This window comes from Streptomyces sp. NPDC087859 (genome assembly GCF_044742595.1).
GTDB classification, from domain to species: domain Bacteria; phylum Actinomycetota; class Actinomycetes; order Streptomycetales; family Streptomycetaceae; genus Streptomyces; species Streptomyces canus_F.
The window spans coordinates 276,450-298,429 of sequence record NZ_JBIUUU010000015.1 but is presented as its reverse complement, the minus strand read 5'-3'; the positions used below and the strand labels follow the sequence as shown (position 1 = coordinate 298,429).

The 21,980-nt window shown below is 71.1% G+C and carries 15 protein-coding genes and 1 pseudogene; 5 read left to right on the top strand and 11 right to left on the bottom strand.

Annotated elements, in window-relative coordinates:
• Nucleotides 1–300: 300 nt before the first annotated feature.
• From ACIOHP_RS34510 to thyX, 3 genes are all read right to left on the bottom strand, one after another.
• Nucleotides 301–1,986 carry a ribonuclease J gene (locus ACIOHP_RS34510; protein WP_307025149.1) on the bottom strand — a complete coding sequence of 562 codons (1,686 nt, stop codon included), beginning with the start codon at nucleotides 1,984–1,986 and terminating at the stop codon, nucleotides 301–303.
• A gap of 156 nt (nucleotides 1,987–2,142) precedes the next feature.
• Entirely contained in the window at nucleotides 2,143–3,042 is a 900-nt protein-coding gene (dapA, locus tag ACIOHP_RS34505) for a 4-hydroxy-tetrahydrodipicolinate synthase (RefSeq protein ID WP_361490153.1), read from the bottom strand.
• Between the two features lie 211 nt (nucleotides 3,043–3,253).
• Entirely contained in the window at nucleotides 3,254–3,994 is a 741-nt protein-coding gene (gene thyX, locus ACIOHP_RS34500; RefSeq protein ID WP_046263471.1) for an FAD-dependent thymidylate synthase, read from the bottom strand.
• A 199-nt stretch (nucleotides 3,995–4,193) separates the two neighbouring features.
• On the opposite strand from thyX, the gene ACIOHP_RS34495 reads away from it, so the two are divergent.
• Nucleotides 4,194–4,433 (top strand): hypothetical protein, encoded by a 240-nt coding sequence (locus ACIOHP_RS34495; protein WP_361546012.1) that lies wholly within the window; start codon nucleotides 4,194–4,196, stop codon nucleotides 4,431–4,433.
• Nucleotides 4,434–4,524: 91 nt separating this feature from the next.
• Entirely contained in the window at nucleotides 4,525–5,079 is a 555-nt protein-coding gene (locus ACIOHP_RS34490) for a hypothetical protein (protein ID WP_401893568.1), read from the top strand.
• 69 nt (nucleotides 5,080–5,148) lie between these two features.
• Here the strand turns inward: ACIOHP_RS34490 and ACIOHP_RS34485 are convergent, their stop codons facing one another.
• The 5 genes from ACIOHP_RS34485 to rpsO all read right to left on the bottom strand — a co-directional run bounded on the left by ACIOHP_RS34485 (nucleotide 5,149) and on the right by rpsO (nucleotide 10,572).
• On the bottom strand, nucleotides 5,149–5,601 hold the full coding sequence (locus tag ACIOHP_RS34485; protein ID WP_361546006.1) for a hypothetical protein: 453 nt from the start codon (nucleotides 5,599–5,601) through the stop codon (nucleotides 5,149–5,151).
• Nucleotides 5,601–6,353: a 4-hydroxy-tetrahydrodipicolinate reductase gene (gene dapB, locus ACIOHP_RS34480; protein WP_361546003.1), complete on the bottom strand. Its 753-nt coding sequence runs from the start codon at nucleotides 6,351–6,353 to the stop codon at nucleotides 5,601–5,603. Before dapB ends, ACIOHP_RS34485 begins: the two co-directional genes overlap by 1 nt.
• Nucleotides 6,354–6,401: 48 nt before the next feature.
• Nucleotides 6,402–7,781, bottom strand: coding sequence for a M16 family metallopeptidase (locus tag ACIOHP_RS34475; protein WP_401893566.1), 1,380 nt, complete (start codon nucleotides 7,779–7,781; stop codon nucleotides 6,402–6,404).
• Complete coding sequence (locus ACIOHP_RS34470; RefSeq protein ID WP_401893565.1) at nucleotides 7,778–9,994, bottom strand: polyribonucleotide nucleotidyltransferase; 2,217 nt, start codon at nucleotides 9,992–9,994, stop codon at nucleotides 7,778–7,780. The genes ACIOHP_RS34475 and ACIOHP_RS34470 overlap by 4 nt, the downstream gene beginning before the upstream one ends.
• Before the next feature lie 290 nt (nucleotides 9,995–10,284).
• On the bottom strand, nucleotides 10,285–10,572 hold the full coding sequence (gene rpsO, locus ACIOHP_RS34465; protein WP_046263478.1) for a 30S ribosomal protein S15: 288 nt from the start codon (nucleotides 10,570–10,572) through the stop codon (nucleotides 10,285–10,287).
• Between the two features lie 271 nt (nucleotides 10,573–10,843).
• On the opposite strand from rpsO, the gene ACIOHP_RS34460 reads away from it, so the two are divergent.
• Nucleotides 10,844–11,125 carry a DUF397 domain-containing protein gene (locus ACIOHP_RS34460; RefSeq protein ID WP_307025167.1) on the top strand — a complete coding sequence of 94 codons (282 nt, stop codon included), beginning with the start codon at nucleotides 10,844–10,846 and terminating at the stop codon, nucleotides 11,123–11,125.
• Between the two features lie 43 nt (nucleotides 11,126–11,168).
• On the opposite strand, the gene ACIOHP_RS34455 is transcribed toward ACIOHP_RS34460, so the two are convergent.
• On the bottom strand, nucleotides 11,169–12,668 hold the full coding sequence (locus ACIOHP_RS34455; protein WP_401893563.1) for a PQQ-binding-like beta-propeller repeat protein: 1,500 nt from the start codon (nucleotides 12,666–12,668) through the stop codon (nucleotides 11,169–11,171).
• Between the two features lie 483 nt (nucleotides 12,669–13,151).
• Here ACIOHP_RS34455 and ACIOHP_RS34450 point away from each other — a divergent pair.
• Both ACIOHP_RS34450 and ACIOHP_RS34445 read left to right on the top strand, forming a co-directional pair.
• A pseudogene (locus ACIOHP_RS34450) lies at nucleotides 13,152–13,280 on the top strand (SCO5717 family growth-regulating ATPase); the annotation flags it as partial.
• A 462-nt stretch (nucleotides 13,281–13,742) separates the two neighbouring features.
• Nucleotides 13,743–17,162 carry an AAA family ATPase gene (locus ACIOHP_RS34445; protein WP_401893576.1) on the top strand — a complete coding sequence of 1,140 codons (3,420 nt, stop codon included), beginning with the start codon at nucleotides 13,743–13,745 and terminating at the stop codon, nucleotides 17,160–17,162.
• 74 nt (nucleotides 17,163–17,236) lie between these two features.
• Here ACIOHP_RS34445 and ACIOHP_RS34440 read toward each other — a convergent pair whose 3' ends face one another.
• Both ACIOHP_RS34440 and ACIOHP_RS34435 read right to left on the bottom strand, forming a co-directional pair.
• Nucleotides 17,237–18,184: a bifunctional riboflavin kinase/FAD synthetase gene (locus ACIOHP_RS34440; RefSeq protein ID WP_401893561.1), complete on the bottom strand. Its 948-nt coding sequence runs from the start codon at nucleotides 18,182–18,184 to the stop codon at nucleotides 17,237–17,239.
• Between the two features lie 133 nt (nucleotides 18,185–18,317).
• Nucleotides 18,318–21,860: a trypsin-like peptidase domain-containing protein gene (locus ACIOHP_RS34435; protein WP_401893560.1), complete on the bottom strand. Its 3,543-nt coding sequence runs from the start codon at nucleotides 21,858–21,860 to the stop codon at nucleotides 18,318–18,320.
• Nucleotides 21,861–21,980: the final 120 nt, after the last annotated feature.

Genomic DNA, 21,980 nt, shown 5'->3' with positions numbered 1-21,980 from the left:
TCTCGGGCTTTCCTCCGGGCTTTTCCCTTCGGTCTTGCGTTTCCGACTCTATCAGACCGTTTCCGGTTCCGATTTCCTCGGTGCTTTCCAGGTTCTCGCTTTCGCGTTTCCCTTTCCGGCGACTCCGACTTTATCAGAGATTCTGAGTCGGAATTCCCACCCGCTTCGGGGACTGGTTCCGACGCACGAAGCGATCGGGTTCCCGTTCAGGCGGAGCCGTAAACGTACTGGAGCGGGGCGCCTCGATGCAAATCGAGGCGCCCCGCTCCAGGTTCACGCGTACGGATGTCCGACAGACCGTCAGACCTCCACCACCACCGGGAGGATCATCGGCCTGCGGCGATAGGTGTCGGAGACCCACTTGCCCAGGGTCCGCCGCACCAGCTGCTGCATCTGGTGGGGTTCGACCACACCGTCCTGGGCCGAGCGTTCGAGGACCTCCGTGATCCTCGGGATCACGTCGGCGAACGCCGAGTCCTCGATACCCGAACCGCGGGCCTGGACGTGCGGTCCGCCCGTGATCTTGCCGGTCGACGAGTCGAGGACCACGAAGACCGAGATGATGCCCTCGTCGCCGAGGATGCGGCGGTCCTTGAGGGCCGGTTCGCCCACATCGCCGACCGAGAGACCGTCGACGTAGACGTAACCCGCCTGGACCTTGCCGGAGATCTTGGCCTTGCCCTCGATGAGGTCGACGACGACGCCGTCCTCCGCGATGACGATCCGGTCGTGCGGGACGCCGGTGAGGGCGCCGAGCTCGGCGTTGGCGCGCAGGTGCCGCCATTCACCGTGGACCGGCATCAGGTTCTTCGGGCGGCAGATGTTGTAGAAGTACAGCAACTCGCCGGCCGAGGCATGGCCCGAGACATGGACCTTGGCGTTCCCCTTGTGGACGACGTTGGCGCCCCAGCGGGTCAGGCCGTTGATCACGCGGTAGACCGCGTTCTCGTTGCCGGGGATCAGGGACGACGCCAGGATCACGGTGTCGCCGTTGACGATCCGGATCTGGTGGTCGCGGTTGGCCATCCGGGAGAGGGCGGCCATCGGTTCGCCCTGGGAGCCCGTGCAGACCAGGACCACCTCGCGGTCGGGCAGGTCGTCGAGCGTCTTGACGTCGACCACCAGGCCCGGCGGGACCTTCAGATAGCCCAGGTCCCTCGCGATGCCCATGTTGCGGACCATCGAGCGGCCGACGAAGGCGACCCTGCGGCCGTACTCGTTGGCCGCGTCCAGGATCTGCTGGATGCGATGGATGTGGCTGGCGAAGCTCGCCACGATGATCCGCTTGCGGGCGTTCCCGAAGACCTGGTGCAGGACGTTGGAGATGTCCCGCTCCGGCGGGACGAACCCCGGCACCTCGGCGTTCGTCGAGTCGGAGAGGAGGAGATCGATCCCCTCCTCGCTCAGACGTGCGAACGCGTGCAGGTCCGTCAGACGGTTGTCCAGCGGGAGCTGGTCCATCTTGAAGTCGCCGGTGTGGACCACCATGCCCGCAGGGGTGCGGATGGCCACGGCCAGGGCGTCCGGGATGGAGTGGTTGACCGCGATGAACTCGCAGTCGAAGGGACCGATGCGCTCGCGGTTCCCCTCCACCACCTCAAGGGTGTACGGACGGATGCGGTGCTCCTGGAGCTTCGCCTCGATCAGCGCGAGGGTCAGCTTGGAGCCGATCAGCGGAATGTCCGGCTTCTCGCGGAGCAGGAAGGGGACGGCACCGATGTGGTCCTCGTGGCCGTGCGTGAGCACGATGCCCTCGATGTCGTCGAGGCGGTCCCTGATGGACGAGAAGTCCGGCAGGATCAGGTCGATCCCGGGCTGCTCCTCCTCGGGGAAGAGGACGCCGCAGTCCACGATCAGAAGACGGCCGCCGTACTCGAAGACCGTCATGTTTCGGCCGATCTCGCCGAGACCGCCGAGCGGGGTGACCCGCAGGCCGCCCTCGGGGAGCGGCGGGGGCGAACCGAGTTCAGGATGCGGATGACTCAAAAGACTCTCCTCACCACACACGCCACGTACCGGTAGGGCACGTGGCGCGCATGACGTTCGTGCTAGTAGCAGTTGTCGTTGTGGGTGGCAGGCACCGGTGGCCTGCCTATTCAGTTGTGAAGTCTGTTGCGCGCCGGGGGCGCGCGAAGTCCGTTGTCAGAGCTGTACCCCGCCGGCGGCAAGATCGATCTTGAGCTGCTCGGTCTCTTCGGACGTGAGCTCCACCATGGGGGCGCGCAGCGGTCCGGCGGGCAGGCCCTGGAGGGTGAGCGCGGCCTTCGTGGTCATGACGCCCTGGGTGCGGAACATGCCCGTGTAGACCGGGAGCAGCTTCTGGTGGATCTCGGTCGCCTTCTGGACGTCGCCGGAGGTGTACGCCTCCACCAGTGCGCGCAGCTCGGGGGTGACCAGATGGCCGACGACCGAGACGAAGCCGACCGCGCCCACGGAGAGCAGCGGCAGGTTCAGCATGTCGTCGCCGGAGTACCAGGCGAGGCCGGAGCGGGCGATGGCCCAGCTGGCGCGACCGAGGTCGCCCTTGGCATCCTTGTTGGCGACGATGCGCGGGTGCTCGGCCAGGCGGACCAGCGTCTCGCTGTTGATCGGGACACCGCTGCGGCCGGGAATGTCATAGAGCATGACCGGCAGCTCGGTGGCGTCGGCGAGGGCCTTGAAATGCCGGTACAGGCCCTCCTGCGGAGGCTTGTTGTAGTACGGCGTGACGACGAGCAGGCCGTGGGCCCCGGTCCTCTCGGCCGTACGGGCGAGTTCGAGGCTGTGGTGGGTGTCGTTGGTGCCGACGCCGGCGACGACGTGGGCGCGGTCGCCGACCGCTTCCAGCACGGCTCGTACGAGGTCCGTTTTCTCCGCGTCGCTGGTGGTGGGGGACTCACCGGTGGTGCCGTTGATGATCAGGCCGTCGTTGCCTGCGTCCACCAGGTGGGTTGCGAGCCGCTGCGCGCCGTCGAGGTCGAGCGCGCCGTCCGCCGTGAAGGGCGTGACCATGGCGGTGAGGACCCGCCCGAAGGGGGTCTGCGGAGTGGAGGTCGGAGCCATGGGTAACACGCTACTCGCTGCTCAAGGCGTGGTCTGCCCTCGGGGGGCGCGAAAAGTCATGACAAAGAAGGAGCCCGGCACTGCCTGCTCGGGGGTTCAAGCAGTGCCGGGTCCGTTTGATCAGGCTAGATGAACTTCTCCAAATGCCGCAATACGGACACTTCACACGACTGACCCGTACATCTGTGCCCGGAGGGAGAACGCGGGGGCGTTACGGCGCCACACGGCCGTTCGCGTTGAAGGCCGCGTAGGTGAGCGGCATGAGCTTGGCCCACTCCGCCTCCATCTTCTCGCCGACCATCTCGATCTCCCGCTGCGGGAACGACGGGACCTTCGCCAGTTCGTGCTGGGTGCGCAGACCGAGGAAGTGCATCAGTGAGCGCGCGTTGCAGGTGGCGTACATCGAGGAGAACAGGCCGACGGGGAGGACGGCGCGGGCGACCTCGCGGGCGACGCCGGCGGCGAGCATCTCCTGGTAGGCCTCGTACGCCTGCCGGTAGGAGTCCTCCATCGTGCGGGTGACCAGTTGCTGCTGGGCCTCGGTGCCCTCGACGAAGACGTACTTGCCGGGGCGGCCCTCCTGGACGAGCTTGCGGTCCGCGCCGGGGACGTAGAAGACCGGCTCCAGCTCCCTGTAGCGGCCGGACTCTTCGTTGTACGACCAGCCCACGCGGTGCCGCATGAACTCGCGGAAGACGAGGATCGGGGCGCTGATGAAGAAGGTCATCGAGTTGTGCTCGAAGGGGCTGCCGTGCCGGTCTCTCATCAGGTAGTTGATGAGGCCCTTGGAGCGCTCGGGGTCCTTCTGCAGCTCCTCCAGGGACTGCTCGCCGGCGGTGGAGACGCGGGCGGCCCACAGGACGTCTGAGTCGGCCGCGGTGTGCTTGACCAGCTCGACGGTGACGTCGCTGCGGAAGCTGGGCTTGAGGTCGTCGGCGGGGGTGTCGGTCACGGCTCGGAGGGTCCTTCCATCACTTCTCTCGGGCGGCGCCCACTCTACGGCCCGGCACTGACATCGGGGCGTTCGGTGCCGGGACGCGACATCTTCGGTGAAGTTCCGTGAATTCGGGGCATCAGGGCACCTTTTGTGGCACTCGTGCGTCTGTATCAACAACAGTCACTTATTCGAGCTTGAGAGGAGCGTCTCCCCGATGTTCCGTCGGCGTGAGCCCGTCCCGTTCGCCTTCGTCGCCGAGGCCGACAGGTTCCGCAGCAATGTCACTCCCCCGCCCCGTGGGAAGTCCTCCGCGGGGCAGATAGCCGGGAGCTGGCTCCTGGGCATCACCATCGTCGCCGCACTGGTGGGGTCCCTGATTCTCGGGATGCCGGCGCTGACGCTCGATCACTCCCCCTCATCGACGCAGGAGTCGCAGGCGTCCCAGGGACACTGACTCATCCGGACCCCCAAGGGTGGATCCAGGGGACACCGGCGGATAGCCTCACCGGGCACAGCCCACCGCATGGATTGAGTGAGGACCAGTCGTGCCCCTGCCCTTCCTGACGGCCGACCGCGTATTCGAGACAGCCGACGACGTCGCGCTGCCCTTCGACGACCGCGAGCACTGGCGGCGTCCCTACCGGCCCGGCCCCTATCGGGTGGGGGCGGCGGCGCTGCTGTTGCTGCTCGCCTCGTATGTGCTGTTCGCGGCGGTCATCATCGCCCTCACCGGCTCCGCGTCCGAGGGTGGTGTGGTCTTCGGGATCGCGCTGGCCTTCATCGCCGTCGCCCTGCGGCTGCTGCGCATGGGGGTGTGGGTGAGCGCCCGTGGAGTGCGTCAGGTGGCGTTCTTCCTCACGCGTACGACGCGCTGGGACAAGGTCGTCGCCGTGCGCACGGTGCAGCAGCCGGTGCGCTGGCTGGGGCTGCCGCGGACGGTGCAGGGGCAGGCGCTGACCGTCGTACGCCATGACCGGACGGCCGGGAACGCGGTGCCGCTGCTGACCACGCACAACGCGGACTTCCTGGCGCGCCCCGAGGCGTTCGACCGGGCCGCCGACTCGGTGGAGGCGTGGGGCGCGGAGTATCAGCGGGGCTGAGACGCCCGCGGAGACACCGAAGGGGCCGGTCCGCAGCTGCTGCGGACCGGCCCCTTCGGTGTGCGTCGGTCAGGCCTGGACCGGCCTTCCCTCGTGCAGGGCGATCGCGCGCTGCATCGCCTTGCGGGCGCGCGGGGTGTCGCGGGCGTCGTGGTAGGCGACGGCGAGGCGGAACCAGCTGCGCCAGTCGTCGGGCGACGCCTCCGTCTCGGCCTTGCGCTTGGCGAAGACCTCGTCGGCCGAGTCGCGGTCGATACGGCCGCTGGGGGTGCGCTGGAGTTCGTCGAGGGGCAGGCCGCCCTCGGCGTCGAGTGCGGCGGCGAGCTGGTTGGCCTTGCGGACGAACTGGGTGTTCTTCCACAGGAACCACACGCCGATGACCGGCAGGATCAGCACCGCCACGCCGAAGGTGACGGTGAGGAGCGTGCCGGTCTGGATGAGCATGACGCCGCGGCTGCCGACCAGGACGAAGTAGAAGACCAGGACGGCGGCCGTTATGGCGTAGGACAGCTTGGCGCGCATCAGCTCAGGTCCAGGAAGTGTTCCAGGCCGAAGGTGACGCCCGGAGTGGTGACCACGCGGCGGGCGCCCAGCAGGATGCCCGGCATGAAACTGCTGTGGTGGAGCGAGTCGTGACGGATGGTCAGCGTCTCACCCTCGCCGCCCAGCAGGACCTCCTGGTGGGCCAGCAGGCCGCGCAGCCGGACGGAGTGCACGGGAACGCCGTCGACGTCCGCGCCGCGCGCGCCGTCCAGGCCCGTCTCCGTGGCGTCCGGCGCCGGGGCCGTGCCCGCCTCGGCGCGGGCCGCGGCGATGAGCTGGGCCGTGCGCGTGGCGGTGCCGGACGGGGCGTCGACCTTCTTCGGGTGGTGGAGTTCGACGACCTCCACCGACTCGAAGTAGGGCGCGGCGATCTGCGCGAACTTCATGTTCAGGACGGCCCCGATGGAGAAGTTGGGCGCGATGAGGACGCCCGTCTCCGGGGAGGCGGCCAGCCAGCCGTTCAGCTGCGCGAGGCGCTCGTCGGTCCAGCCCGTCGTACCGACGACGGCGTGGATACCGTGGCCGACGCAGTACTCGAGATTGGCCATCACCGAGTCGGGCGTGGTCAGTTCGACGGCGACCTGGGCGCCCGTCTCGGCCAGCGTCTCCAGCTTGTCGCCCCGGCTCAGGGCGGCGACCAGCTCCATGTCCTCGGCGGCCTCAACGGCCCGTACCGCCTCGGAGCCGATCCGGCCCTTGGCACCGAGGACCGCCACGCGCAGCTTGCTCATCTTCTTGCTTCCTTAACCGGGGTTCTGGAGTCTCGGAGTCGGACCGGGTCAGGCCACGGCCTCGTGCAGACGCGACGCCTGCTTGTCCTTGAGCGGGCCGATGACCGACAGCGAGGGCCGCTGTCCCAGGATGTCGCGGGCGACCGCGCGGACGTCGTCCGGGGTGACCGACGCTATCCGGGCCAGCATGTCGTCGACGGACATCTGCTCGCCCCAGCACAGCTCACTCTTGCCGATGCGGTTCATGAGCGCACCGGTGTCCTCCAGGCCGAGGACGGTGGAGCCGCGGAGCTGGCCGATGGCTCGGGCGATCTCGTCGTCGGTCAGGCCGTGCTCGGCGACGTGGTCGAGTTCGTCGCGGCAGATCTTCAGCACGTCGTGCACCTGCGAGGGCCGGCAACCCGCGTACACGCCGAACAGGCCGCAGTCGGCGAAGCCCGAGGTGTACGAGTACACGCTGTAGGCCAGGCCGCGCTTCTCGCGGACCTCCTGGAAGAGCCGGGAGGACATGCCGCCGCCCAGCGCGGTGTTCAGCACGCCCAGCGACCAGCGGCGCTCGTCCGTGCGGGCCAGGCCCGGCATGCCGAGGACGACGTGCGCCTGCTCGGTCTTGCGGCCGAGCAGCTCGACGCGGCCCGTGGTGCGCAGGGCGCGCCTGCCCTCGCGCGGGGCGATGGGCGTGGCGTCGGTGTTCTTGAGGGCGCCCGCCTTCTCGAAGGCGGCGCGGACCTGTCGTACGACCGTGTTGTGGTCGATGTTGCCCGCGGCCGCCACGACCAGGTGCGTCGGGTCGTAGTGCTTCTTGTAGAAGCGGCGGATGCGGTCGGCGGTGAGGGCGTTGACGGTGTCGACCGTGCCGAGGACCGGGCGGCCGAGGGGGTTGTCACCGAACATGGTGTGCGCGAACAGGTCGTGCACACAGTCGCCCGGGTCGTCCTCGGTCATGGCGATCTCTTCGAGGATCGCGCCCCGCTCGACGTTGACGTCGTCCTCGAGGATCAGCGAGCCCGTGAGCATGTCGCAGACGACGTCGATGGCGAGCGGCAGGTCGGTGTCGAGCACGCGTGCGTAGTAGCACGTGTACTCCTTCGCCGTGAACGCGTTCATCTCGCCGCCGACCGCGTCGATCGCCGAGGAGATGTCCAGCGCCGACCTGCGCGTGGTGCCCTTGAAGAGCAGGTGCTCCAGGTAGTGCGTGGCGCCGTTCAGGGACGGGGTCTCGTCGCGGGAGCCGACGTGGGCCCAGATGCCGAAGGTGGCGGAGCGGACCGAGGGCAGTGTCTCGGTGACGATGCGCAGGCCGCCCGGGAGGGTCGTCTTGCGGACCGTGCCGATGCCGTTCGCGCCCTTGACGAGGGTTTGGGTACGGGCGACGGCCCGCGCCTCCGAAGAGGTGCGGGCCGTCGCCGGTGAGCTACTCGACGTCACTTGTCGGTGTCGTCCTTCTTCTCATCGTTCTCTTCGCCCTCGATGACCGGGATCAGGGAGAGCTTGCCGCGGGAGTCGATCTCGGCGATCTCGACCTGGACCTTGGAGCCCACGGCGACGACGTCCTCGACGTTCTCCACGCGCTTGCCGCCGGCGAGCTTGCGGATCTGCGAGATGTGCAGCAGACCGTCCTTGCCCGGGAGCAGCGACACGAACGCACCGAAGGTGGTGGTCTTGACGACCGTACCCAGGTAGCGCTCGCCGACCTCCGGCATGGTCGGGTTGGCGATCGAGTTGATCGTGGCGCGCGCGGCCTCGGCCTGCGAGCCCTGCTGGGCACCGATGTAGATGGTGCCGTCGTCCTCGATCGTGATGTCGGCGCCGGTGTCCTCCTGGATCTGGTTGATCATCTTGCCCTTCGGGCCGATGACCTCACCGATCTTGTCCACGGGGATCTTGACCGTGATGATCCGCGGGGCGTTGGGGGACATCTCGTCCGGCGTGTCGATCGCTTCCATCATCACGTCGAGGATGTGGAGGCGGGCGTCGCGGGCCTGCTTGAGGGCCGCGGCCAGGACGGAGGCCGGGATGCCGTCCAGCTTGGTGTCCAGCTGGAGGGCGGTGACGAACTCCTTGGTGCCGGCGACCTTGAAGTCCATGTCGCCGAAGGCGTCCTCCGCACCGAGGATGTCGGTGAGGGTGACGTAGTGCGTCTCGCCGTCGATCTCCTGGGAGATCAGACCCATGGCGATACCGGCGACCGGGGCCTTGAGGGGCACACCGGCGTTCAGCAGCGACATGGTGGAGGCGCAGACCGAGCCCATGGACGTCGAGCCGTTGGAGCTCAGCGCCTCGGAGACCTGGCGGATCGCGTAGGGGAACTCCTCGCGCGTCGGCAGGACCGGGACCAGGGCGCGCTCGGCGAGGGCGCCGTGGCCGATCTCGCGGCGCTTCGGGGAGCCGACGCGGCCGGTCTCGCCGGTGGAGTACGGCGGGAAGTTGTAGTTGTGCATGTAGCGCTTGCGGGTCACCGGGGAGAGGGTGTCCAGCTGCTGCTCCATGCGGAGCATGTTGAGGGTGGTGACGCCCAGGATCTGGGTCTCGCCGCGCTCGAACACCGCGGAGCCGTGCACGCGCGGGATGGCCTCGACCTCGGCGGCGAGCGTACGGATGTCCGTCACGCCACGGCCGTCGATGCGCTTCTTCTCCTTGATCACGCGCTCGCGGACGAGCTGCTTGGTCAGGGAGCGGTACGCGGCGGAGATCTCCTTCTCGCGGCCCTCGAACTCCGGCAGGAGCTTCTCGGCGGCGAGCGCCTTGACGCGGTCCAGCTCGGACTCGCGCTCCTGCTTGCCCGCGATCGTCAGCGCGGAGGCGAGCTCCGGGCGGACGGCGGCGGACAGGGCCTCCAGGACGTCGTCCTGGTAGTCGAGGAAGACCGGGAACTCGCCGGTCGGCTTGGCGGCCTTCGCGGCGAGGTCGGCCTGGGCCTTGCAGAGCACCTTGATGAAGGGCTTCGCGGCGTCCAGACCGGCGGCGACGACCTCCTCGGTCGGCGCCTCGGCACCGCCCTGGACCAGCTGGATGGTCTTCTCGGTGGCCTCGGCCTCGACCATCATGATCGCGACGTCGCCGTCCTCCAGGGCGCGGCCCGCGACGACCATGTCGAAGACGGCGTCCTCGAGCTCGGTGTGCGTCGGGAAGGCCACCCACTGGCCGTTGATCAGCGCGACGCGGACGCCGCCGATCGGGCCGGAGAAGGGCAGACCGGCCAGCTGCGTGGACGCGGAGGCGGCGTTGATCGCCACGACGTCGTACAGGTGGTCGGGGTTGAGCGCCATGATCGTGGCGACGACCTGGATCTCGTTGCGCAGGCCCTTCTTGAAGGAGGGGCGCAGCGGGCGGTCGATCAGCCGGCAGGTGAGGATGGCGTCCTCGGAGGGACGGCCCTCACGGCGGAAGAAGCTGCCGGGGATCTTGCCGGCGGCGTACATCCGCTCCTCGACGTCCACCGTGAGGGGGAAGAAGTCGAGCTGGTCCTTGGGGTTCTTGGAGGCGGTGGTGGCCGACAGCACCATGGTGTCGTCGTCCAGATACGCCACGGCGGAGCCGGCGGCCTGCTTGGCCAGGCGGCCCGTCTCGAAGCGGATGGTGCGGGTGCCGAAGGAGCCGTTGTCGATGACGGCCTCGGCGTAGTGGGTCTCGTTCTCCACTAGCGTTTCTCCATTACTTTTCGTCTTTTGTCCCGGCCCGCCCGTGTGGCGGGGGGACATGGGTGGAGAAGCGCTCCGTCTGTTGCGGGCCGGTCTTCGATCGAAGCACCCGGGTTCGCATTGCCCGGGAGCCACTACCGAGGACCGGCGGCGGCGAGGTGCACTTCTCCTCGTGGTACTGCGTTGTGCTACCACACTACAAAGTAGGTGTGACACTCCGCACGTTTCCGCACGTACGGCAAAGGGAGCGACCCCCGACTCGTTTCGGGAACCGCTCCCCACATGACGTCTTACTTGGCGCCCGCCGCACCGCGGCGGATGCCGAGGCGGTCGACCAGCGCGCGGAAGCGCTGGATGTCCTTCTTCGCCAGGTACTGGAGAAGGCGGCGGCGCTGACCGACCAGGATCAGCAGACCACGGCGGGAGTGGTGGTCGTGCTTGTGGGTCTTGAGGTGCTCGGTCAGGTCCGAGATCCGGCGCGAGAGCATGGCGACCTGGACCTCGGGGGAGCCGGTGTCGCCTTCCTTCTGACCGAACTCGGCGATGAGCTGCTTCTTCACTGCGGCATCGAGCGGCACTCGAAACTCCTCGTAGTCTGAAAATGGCCACCGAGTGCCCCCGGTCTATGTCTCGGGGGAGCTTCCGTTACTCGGGAGGCGGGGATCCGCTGGGCGCGGCCTCCAGAGCGAAGGGCTCCGGGGGTGCGTACACGAACGGCCGTCACTCAGGGTACCAGGCAAAGGTGGGGGCCTTCGCCCCGGTTCCGGAAGCACCCTGATGGGGCGCGGGGGGCCACTAGGGTGAGCGCTCGGATCGTGGTCGTACGACGTCGGAAGGGGTCGCCGGGACATGGCGGAGACGGCAGAGGAGATCAAGGCGCGCAAGGAGCGGGAGCGGGACGAGCTCTACGCCCTCGACATCTCGGGCGTCGAGTGGCACAGCGCGCCGGGCACCGAGGAGCACGAGGAGCGGGTCGAGATCGCGTACCTGCCCGAGGGTGCCGTGGCCATGCGGTCCTCGCTGGAGCCGGAGACCGTGCTGCGGTACACGGAGGCGGAGTGGCGGGCGTTCGTGCTGGGGGCGCGGGACGGGGAGTTCGACATCGAGCCGGCGCCGCAAGAGGCGGAGTGACGGTGAGGGGCGGCACGCGTGCGTGCCGCCCCTCTTCGCTCTCTCAGTGCTTCAGTCCGGCGCCCCCGATGGCGAGGGCCATCAGTACCGGGTCCGTCGGGTATTTGTCGTCGGCGACCAGTTCCCGCTTCCCGAAGAAGACCCGGCCCTCTTGGTAGAGGATGTCCGACTGCTCCGGGTCGCTGAGCTCGCCGTCCTCGTCGTCCGGGAGGGTGAAGAGGAGAAGCGGGGTCTCCTTGTCCGTCCTCGGGTTCCAGCGCACCACGGCGGCCGGGGCGACGGTGCCCGCACCGCTCCGGTAGATCAGGAGGTCGTCGCCGCTCATCCGCAGCGGATGGACCTTCTGCAGCTCACGCCCGTCGAACTTGCCGACCGTCTTGCCCGTCACCAGGTCGAACGCCACGATCCAGTCCGACGGCTGGTTGACGGCGATGTTCTCCTTGCTGGTGACGAAGGCCCGGTCGCGTCCGACGACCAGGCCGTCGCAGGCCTCGTACTCGCCGAAGAACGACAGTCCGAAGTACCGCTCGCCGCACTTCGCCTCGTAGCCGTTCAGCCCGATGGTCGTACGGCGCTTGCCCACGCTGTCGAGCGAGATCAGGTCGGTCACCTCGCTGTCCCCCGCCGCGACGGCGAGCACCGGCGGATCGGACGACGGCAGGTAGACGGTCTGGACCCCACTGGCGACCCGGTACGTCCACCGCACCTTGCCCGTGCGCGGGTCCAGCTTCTGCACCTGGAAGGTGACGTCGGGCAGTGATCCGCAGCTGAGCAGGGACAGCAGGGCGCGGCCGCCGGCGAAGGCCTTGTCCTGGCACTTGGAGCCGAGGCTGCTGTTCCACAGCCGCTTGCCGGACTTCATGTCGTACGCCACGGAGCCCTGCCCCCAGGCCACGGCGACGACGCCCTTCGTGAGCGTGAGGTTGGTGTTGGTGACGTAGGCGGAGTTCGCCGCGGGCATCTTCTTCTGCCACAGCTTCTTGCCGGTGTCGAGGTCGAAGAACACCACCTGGTCGCAGACACCGTCCTTCTCCGAGCCCTTGGGCCGCGGAGGCTGGATGACGACGGCGGTACGGCCGTCCGCGGTGACATGTCTGCTGGTGGCGCAGATATGGCCGTCCAGCTTGAGGCTCCAGGCCTTCTCGTCGGCGTCGAGGGCGATGTTGTAGCCCTCGAGACGGTCGGCGACACCCTTGACCATGACCTTGTCGGTGGCCCAGGTGCCGGGCGCGTAGCGGGGGGCGGCGTCGTTGGTCTTGGAGAGTTTCTCCTCGTCGTGCTCGATCATCAGCCGGCCCTCGGGCGAGGCGGGGACCGTCTCGGTCGTCTCCCTGATGTCGTCCGGGCTCTGCGCGACGGCCCGCTCGGCGCCGGCGGGTGCTCCGTCGTCCCCGGACGCGAGGAGCCAGCCGCCTCCGCCCAGCGCGACCGCCGCGGCGACCACCACGGCGCCCAGCAGCGTCGTACGGCGGCGGCGCCTGCGGGCGGTGTCGGCCGAGAGTGCGGATTGGGTGTAGATCGAGGGAGGCGGGCCGAAGCTCACGCGAAGGAGCCCCTTCTGTTTTCTGGCGGGATGATGACCGTTTCGATGATCGGATCGGCCCTACTATGCCCGTCGGCCGGTTTCGGGCGGGGATCGGGGTGGACCGTCGCCCGCCCCAACAGCCCTGCCCGGTAAGGCGCTTCGGGAAGGCCCGTGCCCGCCTCCCCTCACCTTCCGTTTGTGTTCGGGGTGTTCACGAACATCGCCCTTTTTGACCATGAATGCGAAAGCTGTGTAGGCCACTTCTGGGCAGGTTGTGACGCAGTGGACGTGCGCTCAGGGGTGGACGGGCCTGCCGGGGTGGGGCTTGCGGTGATTAGGCTGGTACCGGGGGCGGCGCCAGAACCCGTGGACCGGGCGTCGATATCCAGGGGGAGAGCCGGTGGATCGGACGACCTGGAACGACTTCGGACGACGAGAAGACGACAAGAACAGGTCGCCCCTAGCACGGTATGAGGGTGCTCGACCACACCAGGAGGAATTGTGAGCAGCGATCGGGACGGGATCCGCGGGGGCTGGGCCACACCCGGCGATGACCAGCCCGACGCGGAGTCCGCCAGCGAGATGACGGGCGAGTTCACCATCGACTACGCGCCGCCTGCCTGGTACACGCAGAACGCTTCGGGGGGTTCCGGCGATGGGGGGAACGCGTCGGGTACGGCCGGATCGTCAGGCACGGGCGGGTCGTCCGGCGCATCTGGTTCATCCGGTACGACGGGTTCGGCCGAGGCCGGTTCGCCGGCCTCGGGTACGCCCGGTGCCGCGCCCTCTCCCGTGGACTGGTCCGCTTCCTCGCTGCCGGGGCTGACGCCTCCCGCGCATTCGCGTCCCCAGGGTGCCGCTCCGGGGCCCGGGGCTCCGTTCACGCCTCCGGCGCCTGGTCCGGGCGCTCCCTTCACGCCGCCCGCGCCGGGTCCTGGTGCTCCTTTCACTCCGCCCGCTGCCGGTCCGGGGGCGCCTTTCACGCCTCCGGCGCCGCCGTCCTCCGGTCCCGGGGCCCCGTTCACGCCGCCGGCTCCGGCTCCCGGTGCGCCGTTCCAGCCGCCCGCGCCGTCGGGCGAGGGGCCGGGTGCGGTGCCCGGGCTTCCGGCGGGGAGCGGGTTCGAGCCGCAGCCTCCGCAGGCCGCGCAGCCACCGCAGCCCGCTCAGCCCGAGTCGCCGGCTCCGGACGCCGGGTCGCCGACGGCCGTGCCGAACATTCCGGGGTTCCAGTCCCAGTGGGGTGCTCCGGCGGCACCGCCCGCGTCGTCCCCGTCGAGCTTCGCCCTGCCCACGCCGGTGACGCCGCCGGCCGCCGCGGACTCCGACTCCGCCCCGGCAGCGCCGCCCGCCGCGCCTCCGACGAGCTTCACCCTCCCCGCGCCCACGGCTCCGCCTGCCCCCGCGGCGGCGGACGAGGAGCTGGAGTCCGGCAACGGTGACCTGGAGAGCGGCGCCACGATGCGGTTCTCCGCGGCCTCGCTGAAGCGCGAGATCGCGGAGCGCGGCGCGGTGGCCGAAGAAGCCGACGGTGCCGATTCCTCTGTTGCCGACGAACCCGTTGCCGACGAGGCCGTTGCCGACGAGGCCGTCGCCGACGACTCCGCCGAGGATGCCGTCGTGGAGCCGTCGGTGGATGCCGAGGCGGACACCCCGGGTGCCGATGCGGTGGACGAGGCCGACGACGGCATCGCGGAAGCGGTCGAACCGGTCGCCGAGGACATCACGGAGCCGGACGGGACGGCCGAGGAGGACGACGCCGACGTCCTGGCGTTCCCGGGCGCCTCTGAGGAGTCCCCCGCCGAGGACACGGAGCCTGCCGCGGACGACACCTCGCCGTCCCAGGACACCGACGTCGACGTGGAGGACCCGGAGCCCGCGGTGACGGAGCCGGAGGACGCGGGTCCCGACGAGGAGACCGAGGCGGAGGAGACCGCGCCTCAGGAGACCGCGCCTCAGGAGACCGACGCCGAGCCGGAGGACGCGGAGCTCTCGGACGCGGCGCCCGCCGACGCCGAGCCGGAGGACGCCGTACCCGCGACCGCGGAGCCCGTCGACGCCGTACCCGCGAGCCCCGAGCCCGCCGACGCCGTACCGGCTGACGCCGAGCCCGAGGACAGCGCACCCCAGGACAGCGCCCCGCAGGACGCACCCCCCGCCTGGACTCCCCCGCCGGCGCCGCAGGCCGGAATGCCGCCGCTGCCGCCGTCGTACCAGCCCGCCGCTCCCGCCCCGGCGGCCCAGTGGCCGGCACAGGCCCAGCCCCAGCAACCGGCCCCGGCGGCACCCGCCCCGCAGCCGACGGCCGCGCAGGCCCACCCGCCCGTACCGCAGCAGCAGCCGCCCTTCCAGCCGCAGGCCCCACAGCCCGCGCCCGCCGCCTGGAACCAGCCGCCCGCGGCACCCGCTCCAGCCGCACCGCATCCCGGCACCCCGACGGCCCAGCAGCCGCCCACCACCCCCGCCCCGCAGGACGGTCCCGGCTTCCCGCAGCCCGGCGCTGCCCAACCGACCCCTCTCCAACCTTCGGCCCCCAACGCCCAAGGCGGCTACGGCTTCCCACAGCAGGGTCAGCCCCCGGCCGGCGCCCCTTCAGCTCCGCACGCCCAACCGGCGCCCGCCCCCGCCACCCCGCACACCACCGCGCCTCCCGCAGCGGCCGGTTACGGCTTCCCACAGCCCGGTGGAGCCCCCGCACCCAACTCGCAGTCGGGCTACGGCTTCCCCCAACAGGGACAGCCCCCGGCCGGCGCCCCCTCAGTCCCGCACGCCCAACCGGCGCCCGCCCCCGGCACCCCGCAAACCACCGCGCCCCCCGCAGCGGCCGGTTACGGCTTCCCACAGCCCGGCGGAGCCCCCGCACCCAACTCGCAGTCGGGCTACGGCTTCCCCCAACAGGGACAGCCCCCGGCCCCCACCCCCTCAGCCCCGCACGCCCAACCGGCGCCCGGTACCCCGCAACCCGCCGCCGCCCCCGGTCCGCAGGCCGGTTACGGCTTCCCTCAATCCGGCGGAGCCCCCGCACCCGACCCGCAGGCGGGCTACGGCTTCCCGCACCCCGGTGCCCCGAACGCCCCGCAGGCGCCCGCCCCCGGCGGCTACGGCTTCCCGCAGCCGCCCGCGCAGCAGCAGGATGGCCAGCCTCAGCCGGGCGTACCGCAGGGACAGCCGCAGCCCGACGGTCAGCAGCCCCCGGCAGCCGCTCCGCAGGGATACGCCGGGCAGGCTCCGCAGCCCCCCGTCGACCCCCGCACCGGTACCGCCTGGCCGCAGCCCATGCAGCACGACCAGCGGCAGATGACCAACCCCGGTGCGGCGCCGCTCGGTTACACCGCTGCCGTGGAGCTGTCCTCGGACCGGCTGCTGAACAACAAGAAGCAGAAGGCGAAGAGCGGCCGTCCCGCCGCCCAGCCCTCCCGGTTCAAGATCGGCGGGAAGAAGGAAGAAGCCGAGCGGCAGCGGAAGTTGGAGCTGATCCGCACGCCCGTGCTGTCCTGCTACCGCATCGCGGTCATCAGCCTCAAGGGCGGCGTCGGCAAGACCACGACCACCACCGCCCTCGGCTCGACCCTCGCCACCGAGCGGCAGGACAAGATCCTCGCCATCGACGCCAACCCGGACGCCGGTACCCTCGGCCGCCGGGTGCGGCGGGAGACCGGGGCCACCATCCGTGACCTCGTCCAGGCGATCCCGTACCTCAACTCCTACATGGACATCCGCCGGTTCACCTCCCAGGCGCCGTCCGGGCTCGAGATCATCGCCAACGACGTCGACCCGGCCGTGTCCACGGCCTTCAACGACGAGGACTACCGGCGGGCCCTCGATGTGCTGGGCAAGCAGTACCCGGTGATCCTGACGGACTCCGGTACCGGTCTGCTCTACTCCGCCATGCGCGGTGTGCTCGACCTCGCCGACCAGCTCATCATCATCTCGACGCCGTCCGTCGACGGTGCGAGCAGCGCGAGTACGACGCTGGACTGGCTGTCGGCGCACGGGTACGCGGATCTCGTGTCGAGGTCCCTCACCGTCATCTCGGGGGTGCGCGAGACCGGCAAGATGATCAAGGTGGACGACATCGTCAGCCACTTCGAGACGCGCTGCCGCGGTGTCATCGTGGTGCCCTTCGACGAACACCTCGCGGCCGGTGCCGAGGTCGACCTCGACATGATGCGGCCGAAGGTGCGGGAGTCGTACTTCAACCTCGCGGCGATGGTCGCCGAGGACTTCGTACGCCACCAGCAGATGCACGGCCTGTGGACCAGCGACGGCAACCCGCCCCCGGTGGCGGCCCCGCCGATGCCGGGCCAGCCGATGCCCGGGCAGCCGTACCCGCAGCAGCCTCAGCAGCCGGGTCACCCGTACGCCGCCCAGCCGGGCCAGCCCTATCCGCAGCAGGGCCAGCCCTACCCTCAGCAGGGGCAGCCGTACCCGCAGCAGGCCCAGCAGCCCGGCCAGCCCTACCCGCAGCCGGGACAGCCCGGGCAGCCCTACCCGCCCGCGCCCCCGCAGCAGTAGCCGACACGACTGAAGGGCGGCCGGTGCTCACCAGCACCGGCCGCCCTTCGGCGTCGTAGGACCGCGACGAACGACTACTCGGCCGCCGAAATCAGCTCCCGGCACTTCTTGACGTCCTCGGCCATCTGCTCCAGCAGGGCCTCCAGGGAGTCGAACTTCAGCTGGCCGCGTACGTACGCGAGGAAGTCGACGGCGACATGCAGGCCGTAGAGGTCGAGGCCGACGCGGTCGATGGCGTAGGCCTCGACCGTGCGCTCGGTGCCGTCGAACTGCGGGTTGGTGCCGACGGAGATCGCGGCCGGCATCGCCTCGCCCTGGGCGTGCAGCCAGCCGGCGTAGACACCGTCGGCGGGGATGGCGGTGTGCGGGAGGGTCTCGACGTTGGCCGTGGGGAAGCCCAGCTCACGGCCGCGCTGCGCGCCCCGGACGACCACGCCCTCGACCCGGTGCGGGCGGCCCAGGATCTCGTGGGCGCCCTCGACGTCGCCGGCGGCGACCAGGCGGCGGGTGAGGGTGGAGGAGAACGGCTCGCCGCCGCCCGCCTCGCCGCACACGAACAGGTCGATGACCTCGACCTCGAAGTCGTAGGTCTTGCCCTGCTCGGCGAGGAACTCCACGTTCCCCGCGGCCTTGTGGCCGAAGCGGAAGTTGGGGCCCTCGACGACCGCCTTGGCGTGCAGCTTGTCGACGAGGACCTTGACGACGAACTCGGCCGGCGAGAGCTTCGAGAACTCCGTCGTGAAGGGCAGGATGAGGATCGCGTCCACGCCCAGCTCCGCCATCAGCTCGGCGCGGCGGTGGTGCGGGGCCAGCAGAGGCGGGTGGCTGCCGGGGCGGACGACCTCGCTGGGGTGCGGGTCGAACGTGACGACGACGGCGGGAACGCCCAGCTCACGGGCGCGTTCCACGGCATGCCGGATGATCAGCTGGTGTCCGCGGTGGACTCCGTCGTAGGAGCCGATGGTGACGACGCTGCGTCCCCAGTCCTCGGGGATGTCCTCCAAGCCACGCCAGCGCTGCACTGTGACCGCTCCTCGTCGAACCTGTGTCCGTATGTACGGCTTATCTCTTACGCAGGTCTAAGGGTGCCATGCCGCGTCGCTCCGGCCCGCATCGGCATGGGCGCTGTGACTCGACGCACTTAGGACGGGCGGGTCAGGCGGGGACGCGAACACCTGCCAGGTTCTCGATCATCCGGCGGGTACTGGGGCCGACCACCGCCGCCCACTGCTGCGGAGCGTCGGTCAGCCAGCCCGCCACCCGCGCCGCGAAGCCCGGCACCTGACGGCCGAGATCGACGAGGCCGCGGTCGAAACGGGCCGCGCCCTGCGGGGTGCGGACGAGGAGGAGGCCGGTGCGGTGGACGAGTTCGCGCAGCCCGTCGTCGGGGTGGCGGGCGGCGGCGCGCAGGAGGGCGTCCAGGACGGCGGGCGCGTGCTCGTGGCTCAGCAGGAATTCGAGCAGTTCGCGACGGAGGGGGCGGGAGGCGGGGGCGCCGGGAGTGGCCAGTACGGCGGCGAGGGCGGCTCGCACCTCCTCCGAGCCGCCGTCCAGCAGGCCGGTGACCAGCGGGAGGAGTACCGCCCGCGCCCCCGGCCCCTGGTCGAGGCGCCGGTCGACGTACGCGGCCATGTCCCCTGCGGTCTCCGGCCGCTGCTCCACCGCCTCCCGCACGAGCCCGGCGATCCGGCGGGCCTGCGTGGGTGTGGTGACGTCGGCGAGGGTGCGCAGGGCCGCTCCGGCGCCGGGGCGTCGCAGCCGGGCGCGGAAGGCGTCGAGGACCGGCTCAGGGTGTGTGGTCATCGCAGCGACGAGTGCACTCGGCGGGAACTGCGGGTCGCCGGCCATGAAGTGGCCGAGGGCCTGCGGGAGATGACGGGCACGCGTGCGCGGGTCACGGACGAGGAGGGCGAGCGCGCCGCCGTGCAGGGTGCAGTCCGCGGGGCGGGCGAGCAGGGTGAGGGCGGCGTAGCGCAGCAGCTCGCGATCGGCCTCCGTCCGCACGTGCGGGGCGGCGCGCAGGCCGTACGCCACCGCCGCGACCCGCCGGTCAGGGCGCTCGTCGTGCGCCCACCGGTCCACGGCCCGGCACACCGCGGACGGTTCGTCCTCCGCGAGCACGGTGAGCAGTTCGTCGGCCCGCCGGTGCGCGCAGTCGACGAGCACCTCGGTGAGGTCGTCGAGGGCCAGCTGCCGGTGGGTGTGCAGCAGCGCCTGCGCGGCCTTCGCGACGGTCGCGTGCGGGGTGGCGGGCAGCGGGCGCTCGTCGTCGAACCAACGCGTCAGGTGCGGTGATACGGCGGTGGGGTCGGCCGCGAGCAACCCGGAGGCCGCGTCCAGGAAACGGGGGGCGGTGTCGTGTGCGGGGCCGTCGGCGAGGACGAGACGGCGGAGCAGATCGAACAGGGTGATCGGGGGGAGCGGCAGGGCGAGCCAGAAGTCGGGGGCGAACTCGGTGGCCCGGACGGGGAGTTGGTCGAGCTCCTCGTCGCGTCCCTGGCGTCGCCAGTCCACCACGCGGTCCGCGAGCAGCCGCAGCACGCCCGTGTACGGCGTCGCGTCGGGTACGCGGAGCAGGGACTCGGTGAGGAGACGGGCCGCCCACCAGGAGTCGGGGTCGGCGTCCAGTGCCTGGATCAACTCCTCCAGGCGGAGGGCGAGTCGGGGCGTGCCGTGCTGGCGGGACTGGAGGAGCAGGGCCTGGACGACCGGGCCGATGCGGTGGTGCGGCACCGGGAAGGGGTGCGGGCTGCGGCGGTGGACCAGGGCGCGCAGGGCCTCGTCCAGGTCGAGGTGCATGCCCTGGATCCAGTCGGCGAGTTCCTCGTGGGCGAAGCGGTAACCGTTGCCCGCGGGGACCAGGAGGCCCTCGGTGAGGACGGCGGACGCCCAGCCGGTGCCGCCGCCGAGCCGTGCGGAGGCCTGGCCCCAGGGGAACACCGCCTCGAACGACTCGCGGTCCAGTTCGCCCTGGCCCGGGCCGAGGCTGCGGCGGGCGGCCTCGTGCACCTGGCCGGAGACCTTGGCGGCGAGGCGGCGTACGGCGGTGCCGCGCAGGCCGTTCTCGGCGGCGAGGCGGACGGCGACGCGGAGGCACATCAGGTCCAGGTGGGCGGCGAAGACGTCGTGGCGGTCCGCTCGGGTGCCGGGCGTGTCGGTGTCGGGGAGGGCGGCTCGGACCTCGGAGAGGAGGCGCAGGGTGAGGGGGTGGCGGGCGTCGGTGTCCGTGAGGGCGTCCTCGGGGATGCCGTAGCGGACCCGGGCTTGGCGGGCTTCGTCCTCGTGCAGGTCGGCGAGGCGCACGCAGGGCGGCTTCTCGCCCTCGAACGCCGGACGGGCTGGAAGTGGCTCGGCATCCGGGCTGTGCAGCATTCCTCCCGGGAACCCCTCCCCCGCCCGCTCCCAGTACTCCTCCCGGCACGCCACCACCAGCCGTGCCCTCGTCTGACCCAGCCATGTCGCCGTGCCGTCGGTCCACTCCGTGAGGCGGTGGGCCAGGACGGGTGGCATCTCCTCGGGGCCGTCGAGGAGGAGGAGCAGGGGGCGGCCGTCGGTGTGGGCGAGCCGGGCCAGCCGCTCAGGGGTCACCTCGCCCAGGTCGGCGACGTGCGCCGAGCGCGACGCGGCGACGATCCGTGCCGCCCGGGTCAGCGCCCTGCGTGCCGCGTCCGCGACCGAGGTGTCGTCGTCCCTCAGGTCGGCGCCGCGCAGCCACAGGGCCGGGGCGGGCCGGGCACCCCGGTTGCGGTGGGCGGCGAGGGACGCGAGTTCTGTCGTACGACCGCTGCCGGGCGGGCCGACGAGGGCGAGGACGGCGGCCGGGCCGTCGGTGAAGGCCGCGAACTCCGCTGCCGTGGCCGCCCGTTGGACCGGTGTCACCGATCCGGGGGTGCCGGTGCCCGCCCGGCCGACGTAGCCCGCGAGCGCGCCCGGCGGGCCGTCCTGGCCCACCGAGGTCGCCGTCAGCTCGAGTACGCCCGCGAGGTTGAGGTCCACGCCGTACGCGGGCACGGTCGCCGCGTTCTCGGCGAGGAGCTCGGCGAGCGGGCCGGGCGGTGCCGGGAGCAGGGGTACCGCGAACCCGGCGTCACGGCCGCCGCCCTGGAGCGCGGTGCCGAGGACGCCGACCACCGCGCCGGTCGCGGCGTCGAGCACCGGTCCGCCGGCCGCCCCGCCGCCCAGCCGCAGCGCGTCCCGCCCGGCCGTGCCGATCGCCAACTCCAGTGCGCCGTCGAGGAGATGGAAGCGATCCGTCGCGGTGTACGTCACCGGGGCCGCGCCGAGCACCCTCGCCTCACGCCAGCACCCGGCGGGGATCCGCACATAGGCACCGGTCTCGATCCGGTCCCGCACGGTGACGGGGAGCGGTTCGACGCCGAGTCCCTCGGTCCGTACGAGGGCCAGGTTCAGCTCGGGCAGGGCGGTCACCGCGTCGGCGGTCACCACGCAGTGGCGGTCCTCGGCGGCGTAGAGCAGCAGCCTCGGCAGTCCGTCGACGGCCTCGTGGCTGGTGATCACGGTGCCGTGGTGGTCGGCCACGAAGCCGGTGCCCCGGGGACGGCCGGCCAGGTCGTGGATCCGGACAAGGGATGCGTCGCGTGCGTGTCCCGGCCCGGATGTCGCGCCGGAGGACGCGCAGTGCCCGCTGTCACCCGCGCGTCGGCGGCCGCCCGCGGTCCGCGGGCCTCGTCCCGCCATGGTCGAACCTCCCCGCCGTGCCCTGCCCTGTCTTCGACGGTAGGCATCAGGTGATCGGCGGGACAGATCGCGCGGTGAACGCGCCCCCGTCCGCTCCCCCGCTTCACTCCGAGCGCCTGC

Bases quoted from the DNA above. Each gene is read 5' to 3' on its own strand.
- ACIOHP_RS34460 (WP_307025167.1), top strand. From the start codon at position 10,844: ATGGCGGAGACGGCAGAGGAGATCAAGGCGCGCAAGGAGCGGGAGCGG.
- ACIOHP_RS34495 (WP_361546012.1), top strand. From the start codon at position 4,194: ATGTTCCGTCGGCGTGAGCCCGTCCCGTTCGCCTTCGTCGCCGAGGCC.
- ACIOHP_RS34485 (WP_361546006.1), bottom strand. From the start codon at position 5,601: ATGCGCGCCAAGCTGTCCTACGCCATAACGGCCGCCGTCCTGGTCTTC.
- dapA (WP_361490153.1), bottom strand. From the start codon at position 3,042: ATGGCTCCGACCTCCACTCCGCAGACCCCCTTCGGGCGGGTCCTCACC.
- dapB (WP_361546003.1), bottom strand. From the start codon at position 6,353: ATGAGCAAGCTGCGCGTGGCGGTCCTCGGTGCCAAGGGCCGGATCGGC.
- ACIOHP_RS34435 (WP_401893560.1), bottom strand. From the start codon at position 21,860: ATGGCGGGACGAGGCCCGCGGACCGCGGGCGGCCGCCGACGCGCGGGT.